Annotated in this window: 25 protein-coding genes and 1 pseudogene; 12 read left to right on the top strand and 14 right to left on the bottom strand. The window is 72.4% G+C overall.

The window, feature by feature from the left end; genetic code table 11:
* Positions 1 to 22: 22 nt before the first annotated feature.
* The 9 genes from AB0J08_RS23505 to AB0J08_RS23465 all read right to left on the bottom strand — a co-directional run bounded on the left by AB0J08_RS23505 (position 23) and on the right by AB0J08_RS23465 (position 4,616).
* Complete coding sequence (locus AB0J08_RS23505) at positions 23 to 571, bottom strand: GGDEF domain-containing protein (RefSeq protein ID WP_360637527.1); 549 nt, start codon at positions 569 to 571, stop codon at positions 23 to 25.
* A gap of 85 nt (positions 572 to 656) precedes the next feature.
* Complete coding sequence (locus AB0J08_RS23500) at positions 657 to 1,190, bottom strand: hypothetical protein (RefSeq protein ID WP_360637524.1); 534 nt, start codon at positions 1,188 to 1,190, stop codon at positions 657 to 659.
* Positions 1,191 to 1,213: 23 nt separating this feature from the next.
* Positions 1,214 to 1,411, bottom strand: coding sequence for a hypothetical protein (locus AB0J08_RS23495; protein WP_360637521.1), 198 nt, complete (start codon positions 1,409 to 1,411; stop codon positions 1,214 to 1,216).
* A 12-nt stretch (positions 1,412 to 1,423) separates the two neighbouring features.
* Positions 1,424 to 2,131, bottom strand: a complete 708-nt coding sequence (locus AB0J08_RS23490) for a DUF2637 domain-containing protein (protein ID WP_360637517.1) — start codon at positions 2,129 to 2,131, stop codon at positions 1,424 to 1,426.
* 76 nt (positions 2,132 to 2,207) lie between these two features.
* Entirely contained in the window at positions 2,208 to 2,372 is a 165-nt protein-coding gene (locus tag AB0J08_RS23485) for a hypothetical protein (protein ID WP_360637514.1), read from the bottom strand.
* Positions 2,369 to 2,551 (bottom strand): hypothetical protein, encoded by a 183-nt coding sequence (locus AB0J08_RS23480; protein WP_360637511.1) that lies wholly within the window; start codon positions 2,549 to 2,551, stop codon positions 2,369 to 2,371. Before AB0J08_RS23480 ends, AB0J08_RS23485 begins: the two co-directional genes overlap by 4 nt.
* Positions 2,552 to 2,556: 5 nt before the next feature.
* Positions 2,557 to 2,769 (bottom strand): hypothetical protein, encoded by a 213-nt coding sequence (locus AB0J08_RS23475; protein WP_360637508.1) that lies wholly within the window; start codon positions 2,767 to 2,769, stop codon positions 2,557 to 2,559.
* Between the two features lie 78 nt (positions 2,770 to 2,847).
* Positions 2,848 to 4,254: an FtsK/SpoIIIE domain-containing protein gene (locus AB0J08_RS23470; protein ID WP_360637505.1), complete on the bottom strand. Its 1,407-nt coding sequence runs from the start codon at positions 4,252 to 4,254 to the stop codon at positions 2,848 to 2,850.
* 5 nt (positions 4,255 to 4,259) lie between these two features.
* Positions 4,260 to 4,616, bottom strand: coding sequence for a hypothetical protein (locus AB0J08_RS23465; RefSeq protein WP_360637503.1), 357 nt, complete (start codon positions 4,614 to 4,616; stop codon positions 4,260 to 4,262).
* Positions 4,617 to 4,835: 219 nt separating this feature from the next.
* Between AB0J08_RS23465 and AB0J08_RS23460 the strand changes: the two genes are divergently transcribed.
* Together AB0J08_RS23460 and AB0J08_RS23455 are read left to right on the top strand one after the other, a co-directional pair.
* Positions 4,836 to 5,624, top strand: a complete 789-nt coding sequence (locus tag AB0J08_RS23460) for a GntR family transcriptional regulator (RefSeq protein ID WP_360637500.1) — start codon at positions 4,836 to 4,838, stop codon at positions 5,622 to 5,624.
* Between the two features lie 2 nt (positions 5,625 to 5,626).
* Positions 5,627 to 6,385, top strand: a complete 759-nt coding sequence (locus AB0J08_RS23455) for a glycosyltransferase (RefSeq protein WP_360637563.1) — start codon at positions 5,627 to 5,629, stop codon at positions 6,383 to 6,385.
* 57 nt (positions 6,386 to 6,442) lie between these two features.
* Here the strand turns inward: AB0J08_RS23455 and AB0J08_RS23450 are convergent, their stop codons facing one another.
* Entirely contained in the window at positions 6,443 to 7,015 is a 573-nt protein-coding gene (locus tag AB0J08_RS23450) for a hypothetical protein (RefSeq protein WP_360637497.1), read from the bottom strand.
* Positions 7,016 to 7,490: 475 nt separating this feature from the next.
* Positions 7,491 to 8,288 carry a hypothetical protein gene (locus tag AB0J08_RS23445; protein WP_360637494.1) on the bottom strand — a complete coding sequence of 266 codons (798 nt, stop codon included), beginning with the start codon at positions 8,286 to 8,288 and terminating at the stop codon, positions 7,491 to 7,493.
* Between the two features lie 360 nt (positions 8,289 to 8,648).
* On the opposite strand from AB0J08_RS23445, the gene AB0J08_RS23440 reads away from it, so the two are divergent.
* Together AB0J08_RS23440 and AB0J08_RS23435 are read left to right on the top strand one after the other, a co-directional pair.
* Complete coding sequence (locus AB0J08_RS23440; protein WP_360637491.1) at positions 8,649 to 9,209, top strand: hypothetical protein; 561 nt, start codon at positions 8,649 to 8,651, stop codon at positions 9,207 to 9,209.
* Positions 9,210 to 9,486: 277 nt separating this feature from the next.
* Complete coding sequence (locus AB0J08_RS23435; RefSeq protein WP_360637488.1) at positions 9,487 to 9,933, top strand: hypothetical protein; 447 nt, start codon at positions 9,487 to 9,489, stop codon at positions 9,931 to 9,933.
* A 141-nt stretch (positions 9,934 to 10,074) separates the two neighbouring features.
* On the opposite strand, the gene AB0J08_RS23430 is transcribed toward AB0J08_RS23435, so the two are convergent.
* A complete protein-coding gene (locus tag AB0J08_RS23430) occupies positions 10,075 to 11,022 on the bottom strand; it encodes a ScbA/BarX family gamma-butyrolactone biosynthesis protein (protein ID WP_360637485.1) in 948 nt (315 codons plus the stop codon).
* Between the two features lie 124 nt (positions 11,023 to 11,146).
* Between AB0J08_RS23430 and AB0J08_RS23425 the strand changes: the two genes are divergently transcribed.
* The 4 genes and pseudogenes from AB0J08_RS23425 to AB0J08_RS23410 all read left to right on the top strand — a co-directional run bounded on the left by AB0J08_RS23425 (position 11,147) and on the right by AB0J08_RS23410 (position 15,305).
* Positions 11,147 to 11,773, top strand: coding sequence for a ScbR family autoregulator-binding transcription factor (locus tag AB0J08_RS23425; RefSeq protein WP_360637482.1), 627 nt, complete (start codon positions 11,147 to 11,149; stop codon positions 11,771 to 11,773).
* A complete protein-coding gene (locus AB0J08_RS23420) occupies positions 11,770 to 12,735 on the top strand; it encodes an NAD-dependent epimerase/dehydratase family protein (RefSeq protein ID WP_360637479.1) in 966 nt (321 codons plus the stop codon). Before AB0J08_RS23425 ends, AB0J08_RS23420 begins: the two co-directional genes overlap by 4 nt.
* Before the next feature lie 246 nt (positions 12,736 to 12,981).
* Positions 12,982 to 13,194, top strand: a pseudogene (locus AB0J08_RS23415) (TetR family transcriptional regulator); the annotation flags it as partial.
* 962 nt (positions 13,195 to 14,156) lie between these two features.
* A complete protein-coding gene (locus AB0J08_RS23410; RefSeq protein ID WP_360637476.1) occupies positions 14,157 to 15,305 on the top strand; it encodes a transposase in 1,149 nt (382 codons plus the stop codon).
* Positions 15,306 to 15,338: 33 nt separating this feature from the next.
* Here the strand turns inward: AB0J08_RS23410 and AB0J08_RS23405 are convergent, their stop codons facing one another.
* The gene (locus tag AB0J08_RS23405; protein WP_360637473.1) at positions 15,339 to 15,704 is read right to left on the bottom strand and encodes a MerR family transcriptional regulator; all 366 of its coding nucleotides are present in this window, start codon (positions 15,702 to 15,704) and stop codon (positions 15,339 to 15,341) included.
* A 160-nt stretch (positions 15,705 to 15,864) separates the two neighbouring features.
* Entirely contained in the window at positions 15,865 to 18,642 is a 2,778-nt protein-coding gene (locus AB0J08_RS23400; protein WP_360637470.1) for an AAA family ATPase, read from the bottom strand.
* Between the two features lie 155 nt (positions 18,643 to 18,797).
* On the opposite strand from AB0J08_RS23400, the gene AB0J08_RS23395 reads away from it, so the two are divergent.
* From AB0J08_RS23395 to AB0J08_RS23380, 4 genes are all read left to right on the top strand, one after another.
* Positions 18,798 to 19,175, top strand: coding sequence for a nuclear transport factor 2 family protein (locus AB0J08_RS23395; RefSeq protein WP_360637467.1), 378 nt, complete (start codon positions 18,798 to 18,800; stop codon positions 19,173 to 19,175).
* A 168-nt stretch (positions 19,176 to 19,343) separates the two neighbouring features.
* Positions 19,344 to 20,750 (top strand): MFS transporter, encoded by a 1,407-nt coding sequence (locus AB0J08_RS23390; protein ID WP_360637464.1) that lies wholly within the window; start codon positions 19,344 to 19,346, stop codon positions 20,748 to 20,750.
* Between the two features lie 96 nt (positions 20,751 to 20,846).
* A complete protein-coding gene (locus tag AB0J08_RS23385; RefSeq protein WP_360637459.1) occupies positions 20,847 to 22,733 on the top strand; it encodes a prolyl oligopeptidase family serine peptidase in 1,887 nt (628 codons plus the stop codon).
* A 14-nt stretch (positions 22,734 to 22,747) separates the two neighbouring features.
* Positions 22,748 to 23,338 carry a hypothetical protein gene (locus AB0J08_RS23380; RefSeq protein ID WP_360637456.1) on the top strand — a complete coding sequence of 197 codons (591 nt, stop codon included), beginning with the start codon at positions 22,748 to 22,750 and terminating at the stop codon, positions 23,336 to 23,338.
* Positions 23,339 to 23,351: the final 13 nt, after the last annotated feature.

Raw genomic sequence — 23,351 nt, 5'->3', positions numbered from 1 at the left:
CGCCCCGGGGCTGGTCTTGAGGTCAGCGGCGGCGAGAGGTACGGCCGTCGCGCTTGTGCGCGTACATGTCCCGGTCGGCGGCGGCGAGCGCATCCGTGAGCGAGACGACCGGCAGCTCCGCGACGGGGCAGATGCCCACGGAGGCGGCGGCCGGGAGCAGGAAGCCCGCGTAGGCGACCGGTTGGTGGAGGGCCGCGAGCAGACCGGGCAGCCGGCCGGAGCCGTCCAGGACGACGGCGGCGAACTCGTCCCCGCCGAGGCGCGCGGCGATGCCGGAGCGGCCGACCCAGGTGGCGAGGCGTTCGGCGGTGGCGGTGAGTACCGCGTCGCCGGCGGCGTGGCCGTGGGTGTCGTTGGTGACCTTGAAGTCGTCCAGGTCGATCAGCAGCACCGAGGCGCGGTCCGGGCAGTGCAGGGTCAGCCGGTGGGCGCGGGCGGTGAAGCCCTCGCGGGTGTGGAGCCCGGTGAGCGGGTCGCGGCGGGCGGTGGCCAGGCGGCGGTTCAGCCAGGCGCTGTGGGTGGTCCATCCGATCAGCGGTGCACCGGCGGCAAAGATCGTGGGCAGATCCATGAGCGGTCCTTCGTGATGGGTCGTGGAGGGTTGCGAGCTCCGGGGCGGCGGGATGCTGGCGGCGTGTTGGCCGTCCCCGGGGAGGTCAGAGGCCGAGCAACAGAGCGCGGGCGGCGGCGCGGTCGAGCAGGTGGTGGATGTCGGCCTGCCGGGTGGTGGGCCGGTCATTGAACTCGTCCGGGGAGCGCACGGGGCGACCGGTGGCGTGCAGGACCTCCATGAGCTGAACCCGGGCGGTCTGGACGGTGGTCGGGGTGCCGTAGCCGTGGACGAGGACGGCGGTCTGCGCACCGAGGAGGCAGACCCGGCCGGCGGAGTCCCACATGGCGCCCTGCACCCAACCGGCGGCGGTGATGTACCGGGAGACGAGCCGCAGGTGGTCGCTGGCAGTCACCAGGACCGGACGAGCAGGGCGCCGGGTGAGGCGGTCGAGCAGGGTGAGCTGCGGAAGCGGGTACCCGGCGTTCCAAGGCTGGACCGTGGAGCCGAGGGGTGAGATGTACGGTGCCGGGAGCTGGACCGGGGCGGGCAGCGTGGCCAAGTACGCCTCGATCTCAGCGGCCAGGCCGGAGCCGTCGACCGTGACCAGCGGAGGCAGGTTCAGAAGCGTGATGTTCATGCGGAACTCTCCGATCTGGTCGGCTACTTGGCGCCGGTCTTGTTGATGACCTCGACACCGTCGCGGGTGGTCTTGTCGATCAGCGGGCCGGCCGAGGAGCTGGCGAGGTAGAAGCCGAGGAGGACGAGCGCGGCGACGGCCCACCAGCGCAGGCGGAGATTCCGCACGATGAACCAGGCGACGAGCGCGAGCACCGGGAGGAGGGGCAGCGAGATGTTCATCAGGCCGTTCCTTCAGACGAGTTCGGCGACGAGGGCCGAGGCGAGCGGATCTTTGATACCGAGCCGGATACGGAGCGTCGCGGCGTCGATCGGGTTGCCGGTACGGATGCGGTGGTCGTCGGCGACCTTCCGGGCGTGGTCGAGGAGGAAGGACGGGACGGTCGGGACCGCAGCGGGAGCCGGCTCCGGAGTCGGCTCCGGCACGGGAATTGGGGCGAGCTCCGGAACGGGCGGTGAAGGGAGCACTTGGATCGGCTCGGTCACCGGCTCGGCGGCCGGGGAGTAGAGCGGCGGCAGCTCCTCGGCCTCGGGGGCGTCCTGCTCCGGTTCAACCGGCTCGGCGTCGTCAGGCGTTGGCACGGCGGTCGAGTGGGCCAGCAGGGTCCCGCCCAGGAACGCGGCAGCGGGCCAGCCTGCGACGAGCACGCGGAGCCAGGCCGGGGCATTGCCAAGGTCGAGCAGTCCGGCGGTGCCGATGTTGGCGCCGAGAGAAGCGGCCAGGGCGATGACGAACCAGCACCAGGCGAGCCGGACCGAGGCCCCTGACCGCAGCCGGCGCCAGGCGGCGACGAGCAGCAGGTCGACGGACACCGGGTAGGCCCAGGACTTCCAGCCGGCCTGACCGGCGGACTCGGCGAGGTCGTGCAGGTGGGCGAAGGACAGCGCGGCAGCGATCACCGCTTGCGCCAGGACGGCGTCCAGCTTGGGGAGTCGGCGCATGTCGGATCACCTCCAGTTCGGTGGGTTGGAGACCGGGCGAGCCGGCGGTCGGCCGCCCGGACTCTGCGAGTGGGTGCTACCGGGTGCGGGTCGTCCGGCGGGACGCAGTGATGTAGACGCGGCGCTGGCCGGGGTCCCGGGCGGGGTACTCCTTGACGTCGTGCACCGTCCAGAAGCGGCAGAGGTCGGCGACCACAGCGGCCACGGAGTCGATGTCGCAGGTCACACGAATTCGGATCACTGGTTCACCTCCAGAGCGACCCCGGTGCCGAGGCAGTCGAGGCACGTGGCTTCCTGCTCGGCGAGCCGGCGGCGGTGCGGGCCACGACCGGTGTAGACGACCTCGGTGATCTGGCCGGTGCCCTCGCAGGGCTGGCAGGGCACGGGCTTGGGCGCCGTCGGGCGCTTGCGGGCGGCCACGGGGGTCACCGGTTCACGCGCTGGGCGCGGTCGGCGGCGACACGAGCGTCACGGGCCACCTCGGCGGCGTCGCGGTCGCCCGGGTTGGCCTTGGCGATGCGCTCCAACAGGTCAGCCTTCTCGGCCAGCAGCGGACCGGGGTGGGCGCCGCTCTTGGCGTTGGCCTTGAGCCGGCCGATGAAGGCGCCGATCTCGGCGATGGAGGGTTTGCGGGACACGGGCGTTCTCCTTCAGTTCGAGGCATGGCGGGGGTAGGGACTTGGCGCGAGGCGGTCCTGCCGACCGTGTGTGGGGAGCTACTCGGTTGCCGGGACCGGTGCGATGACCGGCGGCGCCGAGGGCATCGGCGGGATGTCCACCGGAGCGGCAGGCAGTGCGACCTGCGGGCGGAAGGCCGCGAGGCGCGGCAGGTTCGGCACGAGGTGAACGAAGTTCGCGCAGCGGTCAGCGACTTCGGAGAGCGAGCGGTACGGAGTGCGGATCTCGGACCAGCGGCCCGAGGTGTCGCCGGCGACAGCCACCCCGGGCATGTCGGGGCTGATCCGGGTAGCGGCGAGCATGGCGGTCTCGGAGATGTCGCCGAGGCCCATGCGGGCGGTCTCCAGGTCGTTGACCCGGTGGACAGTGCGGCCGGTGAGCTGGGAACGGAGCAGCGTCGCGCCCTTGCCCAACTCCGAGCCGAAGCGCTGGCCCGAGATCTCCAGGTAGATGCCTGCGGCGCGGGCGAGTTGGGCGAGCCGAATGAGCGCGATGACGATCTGGTTCCGACGTTCCTCGTCGGCCTTGCCGGCGGCGAGGAAGAGTTCGGCGATCTCGTCCACCAGGACCACGATGGGCACCGGCCGGACCTTGGCGGGCAGGCCCCAGATGTCGGCGGTCACGTCCTCAGCAGCCACCGAGCCGGGAACGCCCTGATGGGCGCGGATCAGGTCGTAGCGGTCGTCCATCTCGACCAGCAGAGCCAGCAGCAGTCCGAGCGCTTCGCCCGGATCGGTGGCCAGGGCGGACAGCCGCGGGGCGAAGGGGCGCTGTTCCACGCCGCGCTTGCAGTCGATGCCCACCAGGGCAACCGGCTGAGCGGCCAGGCCGTGGACCAGGTTCCGGGTGAACATCGACTTGCCGGACTGATTGGCACCGAGGTTGAGCCCGTTGGGGACATGCCGGAAGTCCCGGTAGTGGACGGTGCCGTCGGCCCGGAGTGCGACCGGGACCCGCAGCAGGCCGGCGGACTTGGTGGTGGCCCGGCGCGGCATGCGGACGTTGCGCAGCACGTCGAAGCCGACCACCCGCAGGTCCACCACACCGGGCTTGACCTCCGAGGCGTACACCGCGTGGACGCCCCAGGCGTGCCGCAGACGCTCGGTGGCATTCAGCATGTCGGCCGTCTCCTGGCCACGTGCGAGGCGGAGCCGTATCCGCAGACCGGTCGAGCTGGCGGTGATGCTGCGGATCTTGGGCATCGCGGGGCGTGCCGGCCGGTTGGTGGCCGAGGAGGCCATGGCCCGCCAGAACGAGGGCTCGACAGTGAGGCCGCAGGCTTCCATCACGTTCTCGTAGTCGTGCCGGATGCGGTGGATGGTCAGCGGCAGGCCGATAGTTGCCCAGTAGGTCCGGGGCATCCTGACCCTCGCGTAGATGGCGCCGGAGCCGAGGGCCGCAGCAGGGGCACCCAGTTCCAGAAGCGTCGTCGTCAGGGCATCCATGGTGATCAGGAGCTCGCGCCGGCGAAGGACGGGGCGGCGGCGACGGTCACAGCGTCAGCACGGAAGGAGATGCCCGAGCGCTTCTGACCGTTGAACTCGTTCTCCCACGGCCGTGCGATCAGCCGGGTGAGGCTGACCAGCATGCCGGGCGCCAGCCCCTCGGGGATGCCCGGCTGCGGGACGGTCAGGGGCAGGATGTCGGCCGAGCCGTTGGCGACGAAGGTGACGTCCAGGGTGAACAGCGGGGCGCCGGTCTCGGTGTCCATGGCCATCTCACCGGTGCGGCGGTCCTTGAGCTTCGGGCGGGGCGCCTGGGCGACCATCACGAGCGCGGCGGTCGTGTCGACGGGGATGATGCGCATGAGCTGGGCTCCTTCATCTGGTCCGAGGGGAGTTGTCGACCCTCGGAGCAGCCTCACCACGGCAGATACCGGGTGCCATCAGCACCTCATGAGATCTTGTCTTCAAGTCCTCATTAGGAGTTACTGTTCCCATGACTATGACGGCTCATCAGCTAGTCGTCAACACCTCTTTAGGACTTAGGATGAGCGGGAGACCCCGACAGGACGGTGACCAGCACCATGGCGAAGCGCTACGAGCAGATCGCGGCCAAGCTCACGGCCCAGATCGACGACGGAACCCTGCCTCCGGGTGAGCGGCTCCCCGCCGAGACTGAGCTGGCCGACATCTACGAGGTGAGCGTTCCGACCGTCCGACAAGCGGTCGGAGTTCTCCAGGCGCAAGGGCTGGTCGACAAGCAGCACGGCCGGGGCACATTCGTCCGCCGGCAGCCGACTCCGGTCACGCGCGACAACCTGCGGCACCAGTGGGAGAAGGACCGCGCCCGCGAGTCGGAGGGGGAGCGGCTGAAGACCGGCGCCACCGAACACGACACCGGGCTCACCGTGAACGATCTCGTGTTCGCGGCCAAGTACGAGCAGATGCCGGCGGATGCCGACCTCGCTGCCGCGTTCGGCGTTCCCGAGGGGACAATCCTGCTCAAGCGCACCTACCGCACCCGCTACAGCGAGGAGCGCGCCCCGTTCAACGTCGCTCGGTCCTACCTCGTACTCGACATGATCGCGGGGAATCCGAACCTGCTCCGTGAGGATCAGGAGCCGTGGCCGGGGGGCACGCAGAACCAGCTCTTCAGCGTCGGCATCGAGCTGGACCGCATCGTGGAGACATTCCGCGCCCGGCCCCCGACGCCGGAGGAAACCGAAGAACTCGGCCTTCCGATGGGTGTGTCCGTGATCGTTCTTCGGAAGACTTGCATCGATACGACAGACCGCGTGGTCGAGGTCGCCGATGTGGTGCTCCCGGGTGACCGTACCGAAATGGTCTACACAACCAAGTTGAACAGGTGGTGAGCATGACCAACCTCGTTACCGTCATCACGGCCGTCCACGGCCCGAGCGCCGAGTATCTGGCGGACGCCTACAAGTCCTTGCTGGAGCAGGACCTGCCGGACGGCTGGGACTGGCAGTGGGTGATCCAGGAAGACAGCGAGACGGACGACGTCGCCCCACATGTCCCAGACGACGCTCGGATCAGCTTCGGCCAAGGCCGCCACGGGCGGGCGGGCATGGCGCGCACGATGGGGCTGTCCCGGGCCACCGGGCAGTTCGTGAAGGTGCTCGACGCCGACGACATGTTGCCGCCGGGGACGCTGGCCCGGGATCTTGCCGTGCTCACCAGCCGGCCGGACGTGGCGTGGACGACGTCCCGTGTGCTCGATCTCTTGCCGGACGGCACCACGGTGGGATTCGACCAGGACCCGCCGGCCGGACCAGTCGAGCGCGGCGAGGTCCTGGCCCACTGGAAGGCGCACGACTTCCGCGCCCAGGTGCACCCGGCGACGCTGTGCGTGCGGCGGGATTTGCTGCTCGCACTCGGCGGGTGGATGGCACTTCCGGCGTCCGAGGACACCGGGTTGCTGCTGGCGCTCAATGCCGTCAGCCGCGGATGGTTCATCGAGGACACCGGGCTTCTGTACCGGAAGTGGCCCGGACAGAGCACCCACCAGGCGGCGCACAGCCAGGAGGTGGAGCGAGCGGCCCGTATGGCGGTCGTCCAGGCCCGCGCGGAGGCGCTGTTGGCGCTGGAGAACTGGCGGATCGACGCTGGGTGAGCTTCATGCGGCAGGATCGGCCCCGGCGGTTTGCTGGGGCCGTTCTGCTGTCCAGACTCAGGCCCGATCGGTCGGCTCGCCGGCGGTTCGGGCGCCAGGTAGCAGGAGCCCACGAGCGGTGTGTCGGTCCCCCTCAAAGCGGCCCCCGACACCAAGGTCGGCGCGAGCGGCTTCGTGGAACCGGTTGATCGCCTTGAATGCTTCGGTGTGCAAAGCCCGCCAGTCGGCCAGGGTGCCGTCGACCATCCCGCGAGCCTGCCAGCCGATCGCTGCAAGGGTCTCCTGGATCGCGTGAGCTGTCTCGATCACCTCATCGCCGGCGAGCAGCATGACCCGCTCGAAGGCTTTGGCCTGGCCCCCGCCAGCTTCGGTCAGCTCCATCGACAGCTCATGTTCGGTACGAGGCATCTGCCGGATCTCTTCCCGGACTTCGTACAGGAGGACTGAGATGTGGATCGTGGTCCGGACCTGCCCAACGTAGTCGGCGTAGGCGTCCAGCTTCTTCTCGTCCCAGCGGAGCCGTAGCCCGTCCTTGCGCCTGCTCCGCTCCATCAGGCTGTTCGTCAGGTACGTCGTGAGCCCACCGAGAACCACGGCCGCGATGGTCACAAGCTGGGTGATCGTATCCATGGCCCCCGCGCAGGATGGTGAAGAACCGTCAGTTCAGAGCTTGCCGATCATAGGCGCCCAGCGGGCCCAGAAGCAGGGGGAGGGGAGGTAAGGGGGGTGGGGTGAAGGGAAGGAGGGATGCGTAAAACTCTTCTCTACGGGTTCAAGGCTCGCTTCGCTCGCGGCGCTGGCCCGCCGCTCGCCGTCGCTCCTGTCTGCGCCCCGCTTCGGCGGCGCCGGCCGCGCCAGGCGGAGGAACGTAGGCGGGTGGCAAGACCCGACGTGGCTGGGGGCGGGCGGCTCCACGGTTTTACCCACCTGCCAGGACCGGGACCCGCACCGAGCAAGACCGGGGGGCCACTCGGCCAAATTGCGGTCAGGCCCAGAAGCCCTGACCGATTCGCGGACAGCTTACGGCCCCCCGATCATGCTCGGACCCAGACCAGACAGGACACCGGCCAAAACCGCTCCACCACCCGCGCGGACCGGACTTCCGTCAGCGGTAGATCGCCAGGATATCCAGCATTAGAGCAGGCCCTTCCAAGTACTGGCCCTCCTCGCCCTGCTTAGGCCTCTGCCTCTCCAGAGCCCGCCGCTGCTCACGCGGGATCAAGGTCGAACCGGGTAGCGCCAGCATCGGCTTCCATTTGCCCTTGGGCCAGGAGGAAGACACCTTTCCCATAATGCGCACGCTACCTTCGACCTCCGACTTGACATAGTCGGGGGAAAGCTGGCCGGCCACTCGCCACTCCGACGAGTCAAGGTCTCCCACTACGAGCGCCTTGCCGCTCAGAGCTCCCACGAGCCCCTTCATTGCATCGCGCTCGCGCTGGCCAGGCAGCCCTTCGGCCGCGTTCGGATCAAAGACGTTCATAAAGGGCAGGATGGCATCCAACTGATCGAGAGCCTGGACCAGCCCGCCATCAGGGGTAAATGCCTTAACGATTTCCGGAATGTATGCGTCGCACTCCACGTCGATAAGCGCCCCAATGCCGATCCCTTGAAGGTCTACTTCTGGATTAGCAACATCAATCCAGCCCGTCACCTCTGGGTCAGATTGGGCCAGCTGCAAAAGCCGCTCGAACTGCGCTTGGGGGGTGTCTGCAAAGCTGGTGGAAATCTCGGCTCCTCGACTTCCCCCAACTCCTACCTTGACCGGACTCACATCGATCCCGGCCTCAGCGTTCCGAGCAGAGAGACTCTTGGTCTCCAAGGATGCCCGAAGTCCGCCCTCCAGTGCGCTGACATAGTCGGCAAGTGCAGCGGTGTCCAGGTACAGAAAGCGCTTCAGCATGGCGGCGATCCTACGCTTGCGACTCGGCCGCAGTGGGCGAATCGCCCGACTGGTCGGCCTGCAAGCCCCATGCCAGCTCCCAGTTGGAGATGACGTGCGACATACATGCCAGATCGAGCGGCAAGCCAGAGTCAGTCGCTGGCACTGACGGCCTGCTTCGCCAGCCTCACCAGGGCTGCACTCGTACAGGTCACACAGGGTTAGCACCTCCCGCCCCCGGAGGCTCGTGCGCCAGCAGCTTGACTCGGTCATTGAGACTCCACCACCCTCAGCGCGGGCCGCTACCGGAGTGTTCGCGGCTCGGCTGGTACAGCGCTCAAATCCATTGCTGCGCCCCAGCGTTCAACGGATAATCCCCCCATGCAGTACTCAAAGCCGATGTTCGGTGACCGCGTGGTGAGCTGGGGATCCATCTGGGATGAGCTACATCTGGACCCTGACGACTACGACTACGGCATGCCGCCGCCAGACGGCGACTACGAGGCGGCTGAGATGCATCGCCTGCGTGGCCTTGTCATGGCTCAGGCTGCGGAGACTGAAGCCGTACTCGGAATGATCCTCAAGCATGTTGATCCAGCAGCCAAACTTGCCCGGCCGGCCGGGGCCCTTCTCCACGACGTTCGGAATGGACTCGGCTCCCAAGTCGGTCACGTTGCCACGCTGGACCTAATCAAACGCGCGATCGAGCGTCGCAATCGCGTGGTGCATGACACGGTACACATCGAGTACTCGTGGAGGGACTACGCCACCGGCGGTGGAGAATGGGTCTCCGTCATCAGCTTCCTTGGCGACGAGGAGTACAGCGAGGCGAACCTTCTTGGCGATCTCGCTCTCCAGCAGGAGACACTTGTGGCCGCCGTGCACCTACTGACGTCGCTTCGCGGGCAGCCCGGCCAAAGGGTGCAGGCTGCCGAGAATTGAGTGTCTAGCTGCGCTACAACGGCCCCGCACTTCGGCGGACAAGCACGGACGCTCGGGGACTGTCTGTGCAGCTCAGTGGCACCTCACTCGCACTTCAGGTGAGTGCCCGGGTTGCTTCGGGACGAAGAGGCCGTGGGTTCAAATCCCGCCACCCCGACCCAGTGCAGAGGCTCTGCCGGAGAAATCCGGCAGAGCCTCTGTCGTTGTGCGCAACTGACTGAGTGACCACGTCCATCTGGTCCGGGTGGGGGCTGCGGTAACCGCCCCAGGCGTGCCCGTGGGCAGTGACTACCGGGTCGAGGACGAGACCACGGTTCCGGCGCCCGCCGCCCACAGTGCTCCGGACCCGGCCCTGATGGGGCGGAACCTCAACAGGCACCGGCAACTTCAGAACGCGCTCGCCGAACAGGTGCAGGCCCGTGGCATGAAGCCGTTGTCGCCGACTCCGGCCGACCCGGCCTTTGATATCGCCTGGCATGACGGGGAGACCCTGAACGTGACCGAGGTGAAGTCCTTGCGACCGGAGAACGAATCACATCACCTGCGCACTGGAATAGGGCAGTTGCTTGATTACATGGACCAGCTCAGTGCGCGGGCGCCACAGGTTCGTGGAGTGCTCTGGCTGGGGCGGACGCCCCTGGAGGAGCGCTGGCTGGGCATCTGCGAACGAGCCGGGATAGTGCTCGCCTGGCCAGGGGCGGAGGCCAGGGTCTGGGATGAGTAGGCCGTAGGTCTTCAGTTCCCATGAGCCGCCCCACCCCTTTGCTCAGCTCCACGGGTTCGAAGACCCTCCTCACCGGCCCCCGCGCGAGGGCCGGTGAGCAGGGGAGCCTCCGCCGGCCGGTGGGGGCCGGCGGCGGGGCGGTCACCGGGTGGGGATGTCGGGGTGGGGCACGACGGTGACGACGGTGGAGCAGGAGGCGGTCTCGGGGCCCTGGTGGAGGGTCACGCCGATGCGGTCCCGGCCGGCCGGGTCGCGGGGCAGCCGGGCGGCCTCGACCAGGCAGGGCTCGTCGAGCTCGACGTAGCTGGTGAAGACGCACTCCATGGCGACCGCCAGGACGGGGGCCGAGGGGACGAGGGCCTGGGCGGCCTGGCGGCAGGCGTCGAGGAGCAGGGCACCGGGCACGTGGTCGACGGGGTGGTCGAAGTAGACCGGGTGGGAGGTGTCGACCCGCAGCTGCCAGCGCCGGGCGTCGTCGGTGGCGGAGAGGGCGACGTCCTGCGAGGTGGCGGCGTCGGGTCTCGCGGTGCCTATCGGGGGGCCCGGCGAGACGGCGCGCGCCATCATCCGGGCGGCGTCGGCGCGCTCTGCGCGCAGCCGCCGGTAGATGGCCGGGGCCTGGACGGTGAAGCGGGTCTGGGCGGTGGCGAGCGGTTCGCCGGCCCGGCTGACCATGTAGGACAGTGTGAGGGCGCAGACCCGGTTGCCGCGGCGGACCACGTCCTGGCAGAGCACGTCCAGCTGGATGTCGTCCCAGTCCTGCTCCTCGGGCCGGTCGACCAGGAGCAGTTCGGGGACCAGTGCGAAGCTGAAGCGGTCCCAGACGAGGTGGTGCCCGAGCGGGACGTCGAAGGCCGCGTGGGAGAGCAGCGGGAAGCTCTGCCGGACCGTCTCCACCAGCAGCATCGGGTCGTACAGCCCGCCGCCGGCGGCGCGAACGCGGGGCCAGCGGGCGGTCACCCGGTAGGCGTCCGGCCCGGTGGGCTCCCAACCGGTCAGCAGCACCTCCTCGACCGCGCGCTTGTGGACGAGTTCCTTGGGCACGGTGGTCGCAGCGGTGATGGTGCTGCCGTGATCTGTGCGATACATGTGTGCACTCCCCCAGAATGGCCACTGGCGTGGTTGTTGGTGGAGCCTCCGTTGTGTACGCCTGGCCCCGCTGCAAATAACGTAGAGGTCGTTCTTTTTGTTTGTCGAGGAGTTTGGAGCCACTGTGACGCGAGCGAAGCAGGACCGAGCCGTACGCACCCGCGGGACGATCCTGCGCGCCGCCGCACAGGTCTTCGACGAGTACGGTTTCAGCGGTTCAAGCGTAAACAAGATCATCACACAGGCGGGTACCACCCAGGGCGCAATGTACTTCCACTTCCGGTCCAAGGAGGAACTGGCCAAGGCGGTGATGGACGAGCAGGCCGCCGACCTCGAACTGCCGGCGCAGCCGGCCGGTCTGCGCCAGCTGCTCGACCTCAACCTGTACCTGGCCGACGAGCTGCGGGACAACGTCCTGCTGCGTGCGGGCGTCACCCTCGCCGTCGAGCAGGGCCAGCTCGGCCTGCGCGACTTCCGTCCGTACGAGATGTGGGCCGAGCAGTTCTGCGCCGAGCTGGAGGAGGCCCGCAAGGCCGGCGAGCTGCTGCCCGACGTCGACCCGGCGGAGTTCTCCCAGGTCCTGGTCGGGGCCTACACCGGCACGCAGGTCATGTCGCACCTGCGCAGCAACCGCGCCGACCTGCCGGAGCGGATCGCCCGGCTCTGGTGGTACCTGCTGCCCGGCATCGCGACCCCGCCGGTCGTGGAGTCACTGCGGGCCGTCCTCGCGGAGCGCGGGAACCGGGCATGACCGGGCCGGGCATCCTGCTCACCGGAGCCGGCGGCTTCATCGGCTCGGCGGTGCTCGCCGCGCTGCGCGACCGGCCCGGCGCCGGCCCGGTCCGGGCCCTCGTCCGCTCCGCAGCACCGCCCGGGACGGTCCGGATCGCGGGGGACCTCACCGACCCGGCGACGCTGCGCGGCGTGGCCGACGGCTCCGACGTCCTGGTCCACCTCGCCGCCGCGGTCTCCGGCGACGAGGAGTCCTGCGCGGCGGTCAACGTGCACGGCACCCGGGCCCTCCTCGCGGAGGCCGCCCGGGCCGGCGTGGGCCGGATCGTCCACCTCTCCACCACCGCCGTGTACGGCCCCGGCCCGCACCGGGGCATCGGCGTGAACGGGGTGACGCCGGCCCCCGTCTCGGCGGCCAGCCGGACCAGGCTGACCGGGGAGCGGGCGGCGCTCGACGCCGGTGCGGTGGTGCTGCGCGCGCCGCTGGTCCTGGGCGCGGGGGACCGCTGGGTGGTGCCCTGCCTGGCCGAACTCACCCGGCGGGTACCGGCCCGGTGGGACGGCGGCGCCGCCCTGCTCTCGCTGGTCGCGGTGGAGGACCTGGCCCGTCTCGTCGCCGCGCTGGCCGTCGGCCCGGATCCGGCCCCCGGCGGGATCCACCATGCCGGCCACCCCGAACCCGTCCGCAGCGGGGCCCTCCTGGACACCCTCGCCGACCACGGCGTGCTGCCGCCCACCGCCGGTCCGGACTGGCCCTGGGAGCGTTGCGCGGCCGAACTGCGGCGGGTGCCCGGGGTGTTCAGCGAGCGGCAGTTCGCGCTGCTGGCCCGGGACCACTGGTACCGCAGCGCGGAGATCTGGCAACTGGCCGGCACCGATCCCGGACCGGGCCCGCTGCACCGGCTCGCCGCGGCCGCCCCCTGGTACCGGGAGCACCTCGCGCGGACTGGCGCCCCGGCCACCGAACAGACTTCCGGGTAAGTTGCCAAAGCTGCAAGCGGATGACGGGCGAGCAGTGCGTATGCGGCCCGCTCCGCGTAGCGTCGGGACTCCGTCGGATCGGCTCGGACCGACGCAGGGGTGCCGGCCTTTCCGCCCACCCCGCTCCGTCCGCCCGAAGGAGCCTCCCCCGCTCATGCGGTTCGTCAGTCCCTCGCTCCAGGCCGTGGAGCCGGTGCCGACGCTCGGCCGGTGTGCCCGAGCGGCCCGCCCCAGCGGCGGTGGGCGATGAAACAGGAACGGGCCCAGCACACCCGACGCGCCCTGCTGCGGGCCGCCGCCGGCGAGTTCGACCGGCACGGCTACGCGGGCACCTCGCTCTCCCGGGTCAGCCGGGCGGCCGGTGTCACGATGGGCGCGCTGACCTTCCACTTCCCCACCAAGGCCAGCCTGGCGGACGCGGTCCGCGCGGACGCCGTGGAGCTCACCCGGGCGGCGGTCGGGACCCCGGCGGTCGGAGTTCCGGCAGGCGCCGGGGGTACGGGCGGTGGCGGGGGTACGACCGGCGGCGACGGTGCGGGCGGTGGGGGTGAAGGCGGCGGTGCGGGCGGCGCGGGCACGGGATGCGGGAGCCCGGGCCCCGGTGATGGCCCCGGCGAAGTGGCGCGGCTGACCGACGTGCTCACCCGGCTGCTCCAGGAGGAGCCCAGCGTCAGCGCGGCGGCCAGGCTGGCCTGGGAGCAGCCCGGGGCGGCCGACAACTGGTACGCCAGCTGGATCCCCGTCCTGCGCGGGCACCTGGCCCGGCAGCCGTCCCGCGTCCCCGCTCAGCGGGACGACCGCCCGGGCCCCGAAGTCCCCGGCACCGACGGCCCCGAGGGCCTGGGCGGGCACGGCCCGATTGGGCAGGCCTCCGAGGAGTGGGCGGCCCGGGCGTCGGCGGCCGCCGACGCGCAGGACCTCGAAATCCTGGTGCACTGCCTCGTGGTGGGCTCGGAGGCACTGCGGCGCGGCGTCGTCCCCGTGGGCGGGGAGACCGCCCCCAGCGGGGAGGAGCTCCGGCAGCGGCTGCGCCGGCTCTGGCACCGCACCCTGGCCGGGCCCTCGGTCTGACGCAGGCCCTCCCCTGCCCCTCACCGGTCCTCCGGGCCGGTTCCCCCCGCCGTTCTTCCCGCACCGGGCGGTCGCACGTGGCCCCAGGCGGTCGAACGCGGCCCGGGTGATCGCACGCGGCCCCGGGCGCGAAGGTCCGCGCGGCACCGGGTGCGGCACCGGCGCGGAAACCAGCGTGCTACGACAGCTCGCGCTCCGTGATGGCAGGTGCGCGCCGGGGCGCGCACACCCCGGCACACGAACTTGTCAGAATCTTGCCAGCGCCCGCCTCGGAGTCCAAAACAAAGCGATCGTTCGCTATTCTTCCCGGGATGGCCTCGTACGGCACCTCACGACCCCGGGGAGCTCACATGGACGCGCACCACCTGCCGCCGGCCGGCGAAGCAACGGTCTCCCGGTTCGCCGAGCAGGTCTTCGCCCACCTGCCCCGGATAGACCAACGCCGCTGGGCCCACGCGTACCTGCGCGGCCTGCTCGCCGCGCCGGGCCGCAAGTCACTGTCCAACATGGCCACCAGCCTGACCACGAGCCGTACGGCCGCGCTCTCGCTGCAGCAGTTCATCAACGGCAGCCCCTGGGACTGGCGTCCGGCCCGCCGCGCGCTGGCCCGCCTGACCACCACCGGCGCTCGGCCCGTGCGGGCCTGGACCGCCACCCTGGCGGTCATCCCCAAGCGCGGCGACCAGGCGGTGGGCGTCCACCGCCGCTTCGTCCCGGAGTTCGGCCGGACCATCAAGTGCCAGGCCGCGGCAGGAATGTTCATCGCCACCGACCGGCACGCCGTACCGGTGGACTGGTCGCTGCTGCTCGACGCCGACTGGACGGAGGACCAGGGCCGGCGCGCCCGCGCCCGGATCCCGGACTCCGTCACCCCGCGCCCGGCGGACCGGACGGTGCTCGACATGGTCGACCGGCTGGCCGCCCACCTCCCGGTCGCCCCGCTGGTCGCGGACCTCACGGTGATCGAGGACCTGCCGCCGCTGATGTCGGCGCTCGCCCGCCGGGGCGTCCCGTACCTGCTGGAGGCCCGGCCGCACCAGGCCGTCCGCCCGGTCCTCCAGGCCACCACCGGGCGGTTCGGCCGGATCCAGCAGGACGCGGTGCCGGTCGAGACACTGTTCCCGCGTCAGCGGCCGCGCACGCCCGGCGCCGCGCAGCCGACGCTGCGCTGCGTCCCGGTCCTGACGCCAGGCGCCCAGGGCGCGCCCGTCCACCGGCTCTGGGTGCAGGACGCCCGCGGCGGCAGGCCCCGACGGTACTGGCTGACCAACCTCACCGAGGACGCGCCCGCCGTCCTCGCCCTGCTCGGCACCGCGACGACCACCCGCGACGCCGTGGACCGGCTGGGCGCCGACTTCGGCCTGCTGGACTTCTCCGGCCGCTCCTACCTCGGCTGGCACCACCACATGACGATGGTCTCGGCCGCGTACGCGCTCGGCCACGACCGGCCGGACCTGACCGGGATGCCGGCCCGGGAGGTCTTCCGCACCTCCGCCTGACCGGCCGGGGGGCGTAGAGGGGCGGAGCCGGCCCTACGCCACCAGGGCCGAGGCCTCCGCCTCCCGGGCCTCCGCGACGATGCCCGCCAGCGCGGCCCGGCTGGCCCCGAGGACCAGCATCTGCCGGTCCAGCACCGCCAGCCGGCGTTCGAGCACCTCCAGCACGCACGAGTCCACCGTGGACTCGCCGCTCACACAGGGCAGCACATCGCGGATGGCACTGGTCGAGAGCCCCGCCCCCAGCAGGGCCCGGATCCGGCGCACGACCAGCGGAGCCTCGGCGCCGTACCGGCGGTGCCCACCGTCGCGCCGCCGGCTCTCCAGCAGCCCCTGCTCCTCGTAGTACCGCAGCAGGCGCACGCTGACCCCGGTCTGCGCCGACAGCTCACCGATCCGCATGTGACCCTCCGAACGCGCCCCCGTGCCTCGCACACCGACGGCGATTGTAACGCGGCGGGCACGGTCGGCCACGGGATCGCCTCCGAACCGAGCGGCGAGATCCCGGTTCACTGCGATGACTTGACGAAACGTCACTCCCCCCCGCAACCCGGCGGCGGCGTCAGAGGAGGGCCGGCAGGTCGGTGCGGGCGGCGATGCCGAGCTTGGGGTAGGCCTTGTAGAGGTGGTGGCCGACGGTGCGCGGGCTGAGGAAGAGCTGAGCCGCGATGTCGCGGTTGGTGAGCCCCTGCGCCGCCAGCCGGACGATCTGCAGCTCCTGCGGGGTGAGGGTGGCCAGGAGCCCCCGGGGGGCGTCGGCAGGGGCCGGGGCGCTGGTGCCGGTGGCGGTGAGCTCGGTGCGGGCGCGCTCGGCCCAGGGGTAGGCGGCGAGCAGCTCGAACGTCTCCAGGGCCGCGCGCAGGTACGGGCGGGCGTCCGTGCGGCGGCGTTCGCGGCGCAGCCACTCGCCGTAGAGGAGCGCGGTGCGGGCCTGTTCGAAGGGGCGGTGGGTGCCGTCGTGGAGGTCGAGGGCCGCACGGTACGCGGACTCGGCGAGTTCGTCCGGCCCGAGCAGCGCCTGGCAGCGCAGCCGCAGCGCCTCGGCCCAGGGCACGGCGGCGGCGCCGGCCCAGCGGGCGAAGCGCTCGTACGGTCCGGCGGCGCGTTCGGGGTCGCCGATCCGGACGGCGGCCTCGACCAGGTCGGGGACGGCGCGGGTGGCGCCGACATGGTGCCGGTAGGGGCCGGCGGTGAGGGCCTGGAGGCGCTCGGCGGCGTCGGCGGCGCGGCCCCGGCCGAGGTCGAGCAGGGCGAGCGCCCACTGGGCCCAGGGCTCGCCGGGCGCGGGCGCGGCCGAACCCGCAGCGGCACCGCTGCCGGTGCCGGTGAGCGCCGTCGCCGTCCGCGCGGTCGCGGTGAGATCGGCGCACTCCTGCTCGGCGCCGCGCAAGGCGGCCAGCAGGCCGAGCAGGGCGCTGAGTTGGCTGACCCACTGGTGCTGACCGGTGTCCCGGGCCAGGGCGAGGGCCTCGGTGGCGGTGACCTCGGCGTCGCGGTGCCGGCCATGGAAGAGCTCCGCCTCGGCGAGGAAGAACTGCAGCGTCGGCAGGACCCCGATGGTGCCCTTGGCCCGGGCCTCGGCGACGAGTTCGGCGGCGAGCTCGATCGTTTCGGCGTCCCGGCCGAGGATCAGCGTCGCCCCGCAGAGCTGGACCAGGTCGCTCGGCGTCTCGGCGCCCGCCCGGCGGGCCGCCGCCGCGGTGTCGCGGGCGGGCGGCAGCGGCGGGCCGGGGCGGCCCAGTGCGGGCAGGACGGCGGCCGACAGGTGGCGGGCGAGCGGGGTGAGCGGGTCGCCCTCGGCCAGCGGCAGCGCGGCGAGCCGGTCGAGGACGGCGATCACCGGCTCCTCACCGGCGTACCAGGCCGCGTGGAAGGCCTGGAGCAGCATCCGGGCGGCGTGCGGCGCCTCGATGTCCGTGCCGGCCGCGTCCAGCAGCAGCCGGTAGGCCGCCGGGTAGGAGCCGCGCCAGAAGTGCGCGGTGGCCCGGACCTGGTCGAGCAGGGCGTGTGCGAAGACGCTGTCCGTCCGCGCCCCGGCCCGCTCGGCGAGCGCCTCGGCCTGCGCCAACTTGCCCTCCTCGGTGGCCGCTTCGGCCGCCAGCACCAGCCGTCGGGTGGCGCCGTCGCGGTCGGGGGTGAGCCGGGCGGCGCGCTCGTACGCGGCGGCGGCGCCACCGTGGGCGCCCCGGGTCTCCGCGCGGACGGCGGTGCGTTCCAGGGCGTCGGCGAGTCCGGCGTCCGGCGTGGTGGCGGCGAGGGCCAGGTGCCAGGTCCGGCGGTCGCCGTCCTCCAGCACGGAGCCGATCGCCCGGTGGGCCGTCAGTCGCTGCTGCAGTGGTGCGCGTTGCAGGATCGCGGCGCGCAGCAGCGGGTGCCGGAACGTGAGCCGTCGGTCGGCCGCCAGGGTGACCAGGCCGGCCTCCTCGGCGGGGGTGAGGTGGTCGGCGGTCGCCCCGAGGGCGGCGGCGGCCGCCAGCACGACGTCGAGGTCGCCGTTCTCCTCGGCGGCGGCGACCAGCAGCAGGTTCTGGGTGGCCGCCGGCAGGCCGGTGACCTGACCGTGGAAGGCGATCTGCAGGCGGCTGGTGAGCGGCAGCACGTCGGGGGCGGCGGCGGCCGTACCGGATCCGTCGACCGAGAGGGGCAGTTCGGTGAGCGCCAGCGGGTTGCCGGCCGACTCGGCGAGCAGCCGGCGGCGGACGTCACCGGTCAGGGCCGCGCCGGCGCGGGCGTCGAGCAGCCGGGCGGCGGCGGGTTCGGCGAGCCCGGCCAGCCGGAGTTCGGGCAGGCCGGTCGGCGGCAGGCCGCCCCCGGCGGCGCCCGCGTCCCGGGCGGCGAGGAGGAGGGCGACGCCCTCCACCTGGAGCCGGCGGGCGGCGAGCAGCAACGCGTCCAACGAGGCCCGGTCGAGCCAATGCACATCGTCCACGACGCACAACAGGGGCTGATCGGCGGCGAGTTCGGCGAGCAGCCCGAGGGTGGCCAGCCCGGTGAGCAGCCGGTCCCCGCTCGCCCCGGCCGGTGAGACGCCGCCCTCCAGTCCGAACGCGCCTTCCAGGGCCCGCCGTTGCGGACCGGGCAGCGCGGACAACCGGTCCAGGCCGGGCGCGAGCAGCAGACTGAGCCCGGCGAACGGGAGTTCGGCCTCGTACTCGACGCCGGTAGCCCGGATCACCCGGAACGCGCCGTCGGCCGCCGCCGCGGCGTACTCCAGCAACGCGGTCTTGCCGATCCCCGGCTCGCCGCGCAGCACCAGTACCCCGCTGCGGCCGCCCTTCGCCCCGTCGAGCAGCGCGTCGACGACGGCCTGCTCCGGTTCCCGCCCGTAGAGCTTCCCCATTCTCCGACCCTACTGGCGGGACCTACCCACGGTCTTCGCCGACCTACCTACTCCCCTACCTATCCGTGACAGATTCGCCGGCCGCGCGTCGTCCGTACCTTCATGAGCAGCGGGAACGACCCGCCGAACCAACCAGCAGGACAACGGAGAAGACGATGACCGAGCTCCAGCAGACCGACCTCCAGCAGCTCGCCGAGCGCTACCTCGCCGTCTGGAACGAGACCGACCCGGCCGCCCGCCGCAAGCTGGTCGACGAGGTGTGGGCCGAGGACGGCAGCTACACCGACCCGCTGGCCGCCGTCACCGGCCGGGAGGGTGTCGACGCCCTGATCGGCGCGGCCCAGGCACAGTTCCCCGGTCTGGAGTTCACCCTCGGCCCGGTGGACGCGCACCACGACATCGCCCGGTTCACCTGGAACCTGGGACCGGCCGGCGGGGAGGCCCTGGTGGTCGGGTTCGACGTGCTGGTCGCCGGCCCGGACGGCCGGATCGCCTCGGTGTACGGCTTCCTGGACCGCGTCCCGGGCGCCTGAGCCACCGCCGGCAGGGGCGGGCCGAAACCCGCCCGCCCCTGCGGCCCGCTGCCCGTCCCCGAACCGGTCCCGACTCCCCGACCCGTTCCCCGTCCCCGAACCGCCCCCGAACCACCCCTTCCCGAACCGCTCCCGACTCCGCCGAGGAGAGCCCGAGATGAGCCCGCGATGAGCACCGCCCTGCGCACCCGCCCGGTCACGGCGAAGGCCACCGAGTCCTCCCCCCGGGGCCTGCTGCCGGTCGTCCTGACCGCCACCTTCATGACCGCCCTCGACGTCTTCGTGGTCAACGTCGCCGTCCCCTCCGTCCAGGCCGACCTGGGCGCCGGGCCGGCCGCCGTCCAGTGGGTGATCGCCGGTTTCGCCCTGGCGCTGGCCGCCGGGCTGATCACCGCCGGCCGGCTGGGCGACCGCTACGGGCGGCGCCGGGTCTTCGCCCTCGGCCTGGCCCTGTTCACGCTTGCCTCGGCCGGCTGCGGCCTGGCCCCGACGGCCGCCGCCCTGGTCGGCGCCCGGGTCGCGCAGGGTCTGGCGGCGGCGCTGATGGGCCCGCAGATCCTGGCGATCCTGCGTACCGCGTTCAGCGGCGCGGCGCAGGCCCGGGCGTTCGCGATGTACGGGCTGACGATGGGCGTCGGCGCGGTGTTCGGCCAGCTGATCGGTGGTGCGCTGATCCGCGCGGACCTCTTCGGCCTGGACTGGCGCAGCTGCTTCCTGCTCAACCTGCCGGTCGGCCTGGTCGCGCTGGCACTGGTCCGCCGCTGCCTGCCGGAGTCCCGCGCCCCGCACCGCCCCGGCCTGGACCCGGTGGGCGTCCTGCTGGTCACCCTGGGGCTGACCGGCCTGGTGCTGCCGCTGATCCAGGGCCGTGAGGCGGGCTGGCCGCTCTGGACCTGGCTCTGCCTGGGCGGCGCGGTCGCCCTGCTGGCCGGCTTCGCCGTCCACCAGCACCGGCACACCGGTACACCCCTGGTCGACACCGGTCTCTTCCGGGACAGGGCCTTCGCCGCCGGTCTGCTCGCCCAGCTCGCCTTCTGGCTCGGCCAGGCGTCGTTCTTCCTGGTGCTCGCCCTGCACCTGCAGCAGGGGCGTGGCCTGGATGCGCTCGGCGCCGGGCTGGTCTTCACCGCGATCGGCGCCGGCTACCTGCTCACCTCCACCACGGCGCACCGTGTCGCCGCCCGTCTCGGCCGCCGGGCGATCGCGCTCGGCGGGCTGCTGATGGCCGCCGGGCTGGGCCTGCTCGGCCTCGCCGTCCACGTGGGCGGGACGACCGGCAGCGTCTGGTGGCTGACCCCGGGCCTGTTCGTGGACGGTCTCGGGATGGGCCTGGTGATCGCCCCGGTGACGACCGTCGTGCTGGCCTCGGTCGAGCCCCGGCTGGCGGGTTCGGCAGCGGGGGTGCTGGCCACCGTCCAGCAGGTCGCCGGGGCGCTCGGGATCGCGCTGATCGGCATCGTCCACTACGGCGCCGGGGATCCGGCCACCGCCTTCGGGCGCAGCGTGGCGGTGCTGGCGGTGCTGGAGTTGCTGCTGGTGGGCCTGGTGCAGTTGCTGCCCCGCCGGACGGCCTGAGCACGGACACGGAACGGGCACGGGCACGGGCGGGTGGACCGGTATCGGTCCACCCGCCCGTTCCGTTCACTCCCTCCGATCGGGTTGGATGGGTGGATGAGCGAGGAGAAGAGCGCCGTACCGGCGTGGGAGCAGCGGTTCAGGGCGGCCCGGGTTTCCCTTCCGGACTGGGCGGAGGACGCCCCCGACCGGGCGCTGTACGTGTCCAACGCCACCGGTACGTACGAGGTGTACGCCTGGGACCGCGCCACCGACACCCACCGGCAGGTGACCGACCGGCCGAACGGCACCACCGACGCGGAGCTGTCGCCCGACGGCACGTGGATCTGGTGGTTCGACGACAACGACGGTGACGAGTTCGGGATCTGGCGCCGCCAGCCGTTCGCGGGCCGCCCGGACGGCCCCGGGGGCCGCACCGACCCCGACGAGGAGGCCGTGCCCGGCCTGGCCGCCTCCTACTCGGCGGGCCTCGCCCTCGGCCGGGACGGCACGGTGGTGGTCGGCCGCTCCACCGACGAGCACGGCACCACCCTGCACCTGCGCCGCCCGGGCGCGGCCGAGGCGGTGGAGATCTACCGGCACGAGGAGTACGGCGGCGTCGGCGACCTCAGCCACGACAGTGCCCTGCTCGCCATCGACCACACCGAGCACGGCGACGCGATGCACTCGGCGATCCGGGTCGTCCGGCTCGCCGACGGCGCGACCGTCGCCGAGCTGGACGAGGTCACCGGCCGGGCGGAGCCGCGCGGCGTCGCCTGCCTGGGTTTCGCGCCGGTCGACGGGGACACCCGGCTGCTGGTCGCCCACCAGCGCACCGGCCGCTGGGAGCCGATGATCTGGGACGTGGCCACCGGCGCCGAGACCGCACTGCCACTCCGTGACGAGCAGGGCCGCGAGCTGCCCGGCGACGTCTCCGCGCAGTGGCGCCCCGGCGCCCGCGCGCTGCTGGTCGAGCACGAGTACGAGGCGCGCAGCGAGTTGTTCTCGTACGCCCTCGACACCGGGCTGCTGACCCGGCTGGAGACGCCGCGCGGCACCGTCGGCGGTGCGACCGCCCGCCCGGACGGCACGGTGGAGTTCCTCTGGTCCTCCGCCGCCGAGCCGTCCGCCGTCCGCTCCACCGCCGGCACGGTCGTCCTGCGGGCGCCGGGCGCGGTGCCGCCGGGCTCGGTGCCGGTCGAGGACGTCTGGGTCGACGGCCCCGGCGGCCGGGTGCACGCGCTGGTCCAGCGCCCGGCCGGGGACGGCCCGTTCCCGACCGTCTTCGACATCCACGGCGGGCCGACCCACCACGACAGCGACTCCTTCGCCGCCGGTCCCGCCGCCTGGCTGGACCACGGCTTCGCGGTGGTCCGGGTCAACTACCGCGGCTCCACCGGCTACGGCCAGGCCTGGACGGACGCGCTGCGCGAGCGGGTCGGGCTGATCGAGCTGGAGGACATCGCCGCGGTCCGCGCGTGGGCGGTGGCGAGCGGGCTCGCCGACCCGGAGCGGCTGGTGCTCACCGGCGGTTCCTGGGGCGGCTACCTCACCCTGCTCGGCCTCGGCGTGCAGCCGGAGAACTGGACCCTCGGCGTCGCCGCCGTCCCGGTCGCCGACTACCTGACGGCCTACGACGACGAGATGGAGGCGCTGAAGTCGCTGGACCGCACGCTCTTCGGCGGCACGCCGACCGAGGTGCCCGAGCGCTGGACCGCCTCCTCGCCGCTGACCTACGTGGAGCAGGTGCGGGTGCCGGTCTACATCAGCGCCGGGATGAACGACCCGCGCTGCCCGATCCGGCAGATCGAGAACTACGTGGAGCGGCTGGAGCGGCTGGGCAGGCCGCACGAGGTCTACCGGTACGACGCCGGGCACGGCTCGCTGGTGGTGGAGGAGCGGATCAAGCAGCTGCGGCTGGAGATCGACTTCGTCCGGCGGCACCTGGGGGAGGGCCTCGTCCGGCAGGACCAGGCCGCCCCGAGCGGCGGGGGGACCGCGTGAGACGGGGGGACCGGGTGAGACGGCTGCTGACGATCACGGGGGTGGGGGTGGCCGGGGCGCTCGTGCTCACCGGCTGCTCGGGTCAGGACAGCAGCGATGCGGCCTGCCCGCCGCCCCTGTCGCCGTCCACGCAGCCGACGGCCACGGCGACGGCGAGCCCGACGGCGACGGCGAGCCCGGCCGTCCGGGCGGCCTTCCGCTCCGCCGAGGCTGCCGAGGCCGCCGAGACGGCAGAGACCGCCGAGACTGCGGACATCACGAACATCACCGACATAACGGAGGCGGCGGGATTCGTGGAGGCCGGTGACGGGGCGGTCCTGTTCGCCGCCTCCAAGTCGTCCAAGTCGTCCGGTTCCAAGGGCTCCAAGGGATCGAAGAGCTCCAAGGGCGGGCGCAGCACACGCCACCACACCGACAACTACGACTCGGACGACGACGACAGCGGCAGCAGCAGCCGCTGCACCAACCCACCGCCGACGGTCTCCCCGTCCTCGTCCCCGTCCGGTACGCCCCACCCCACACCGACGGCGCCCGCTCCGGCGGTGCCGACGGCGCTCGCGCTGCCGTCCAAGCCGGCCGTCCCGCCGGCGAAGCCGTCGCGCTGAGCCCCCCGAGGGG

Source organism: Kitasatospora sp. NPDC050463 (genome assembly GCF_040655255.1).
In the GTDB taxonomy this organism is placed as follows: domain Bacteria; phylum Actinomycetota; class Actinomycetes; order Streptomycetales; family Streptomycetaceae; genus Kitasatospora.
The sequence above is the reverse complement of the archived record's forward strand: the minus strand, read 5'-3'. Positions and strand labels throughout refer to the sequence as shown.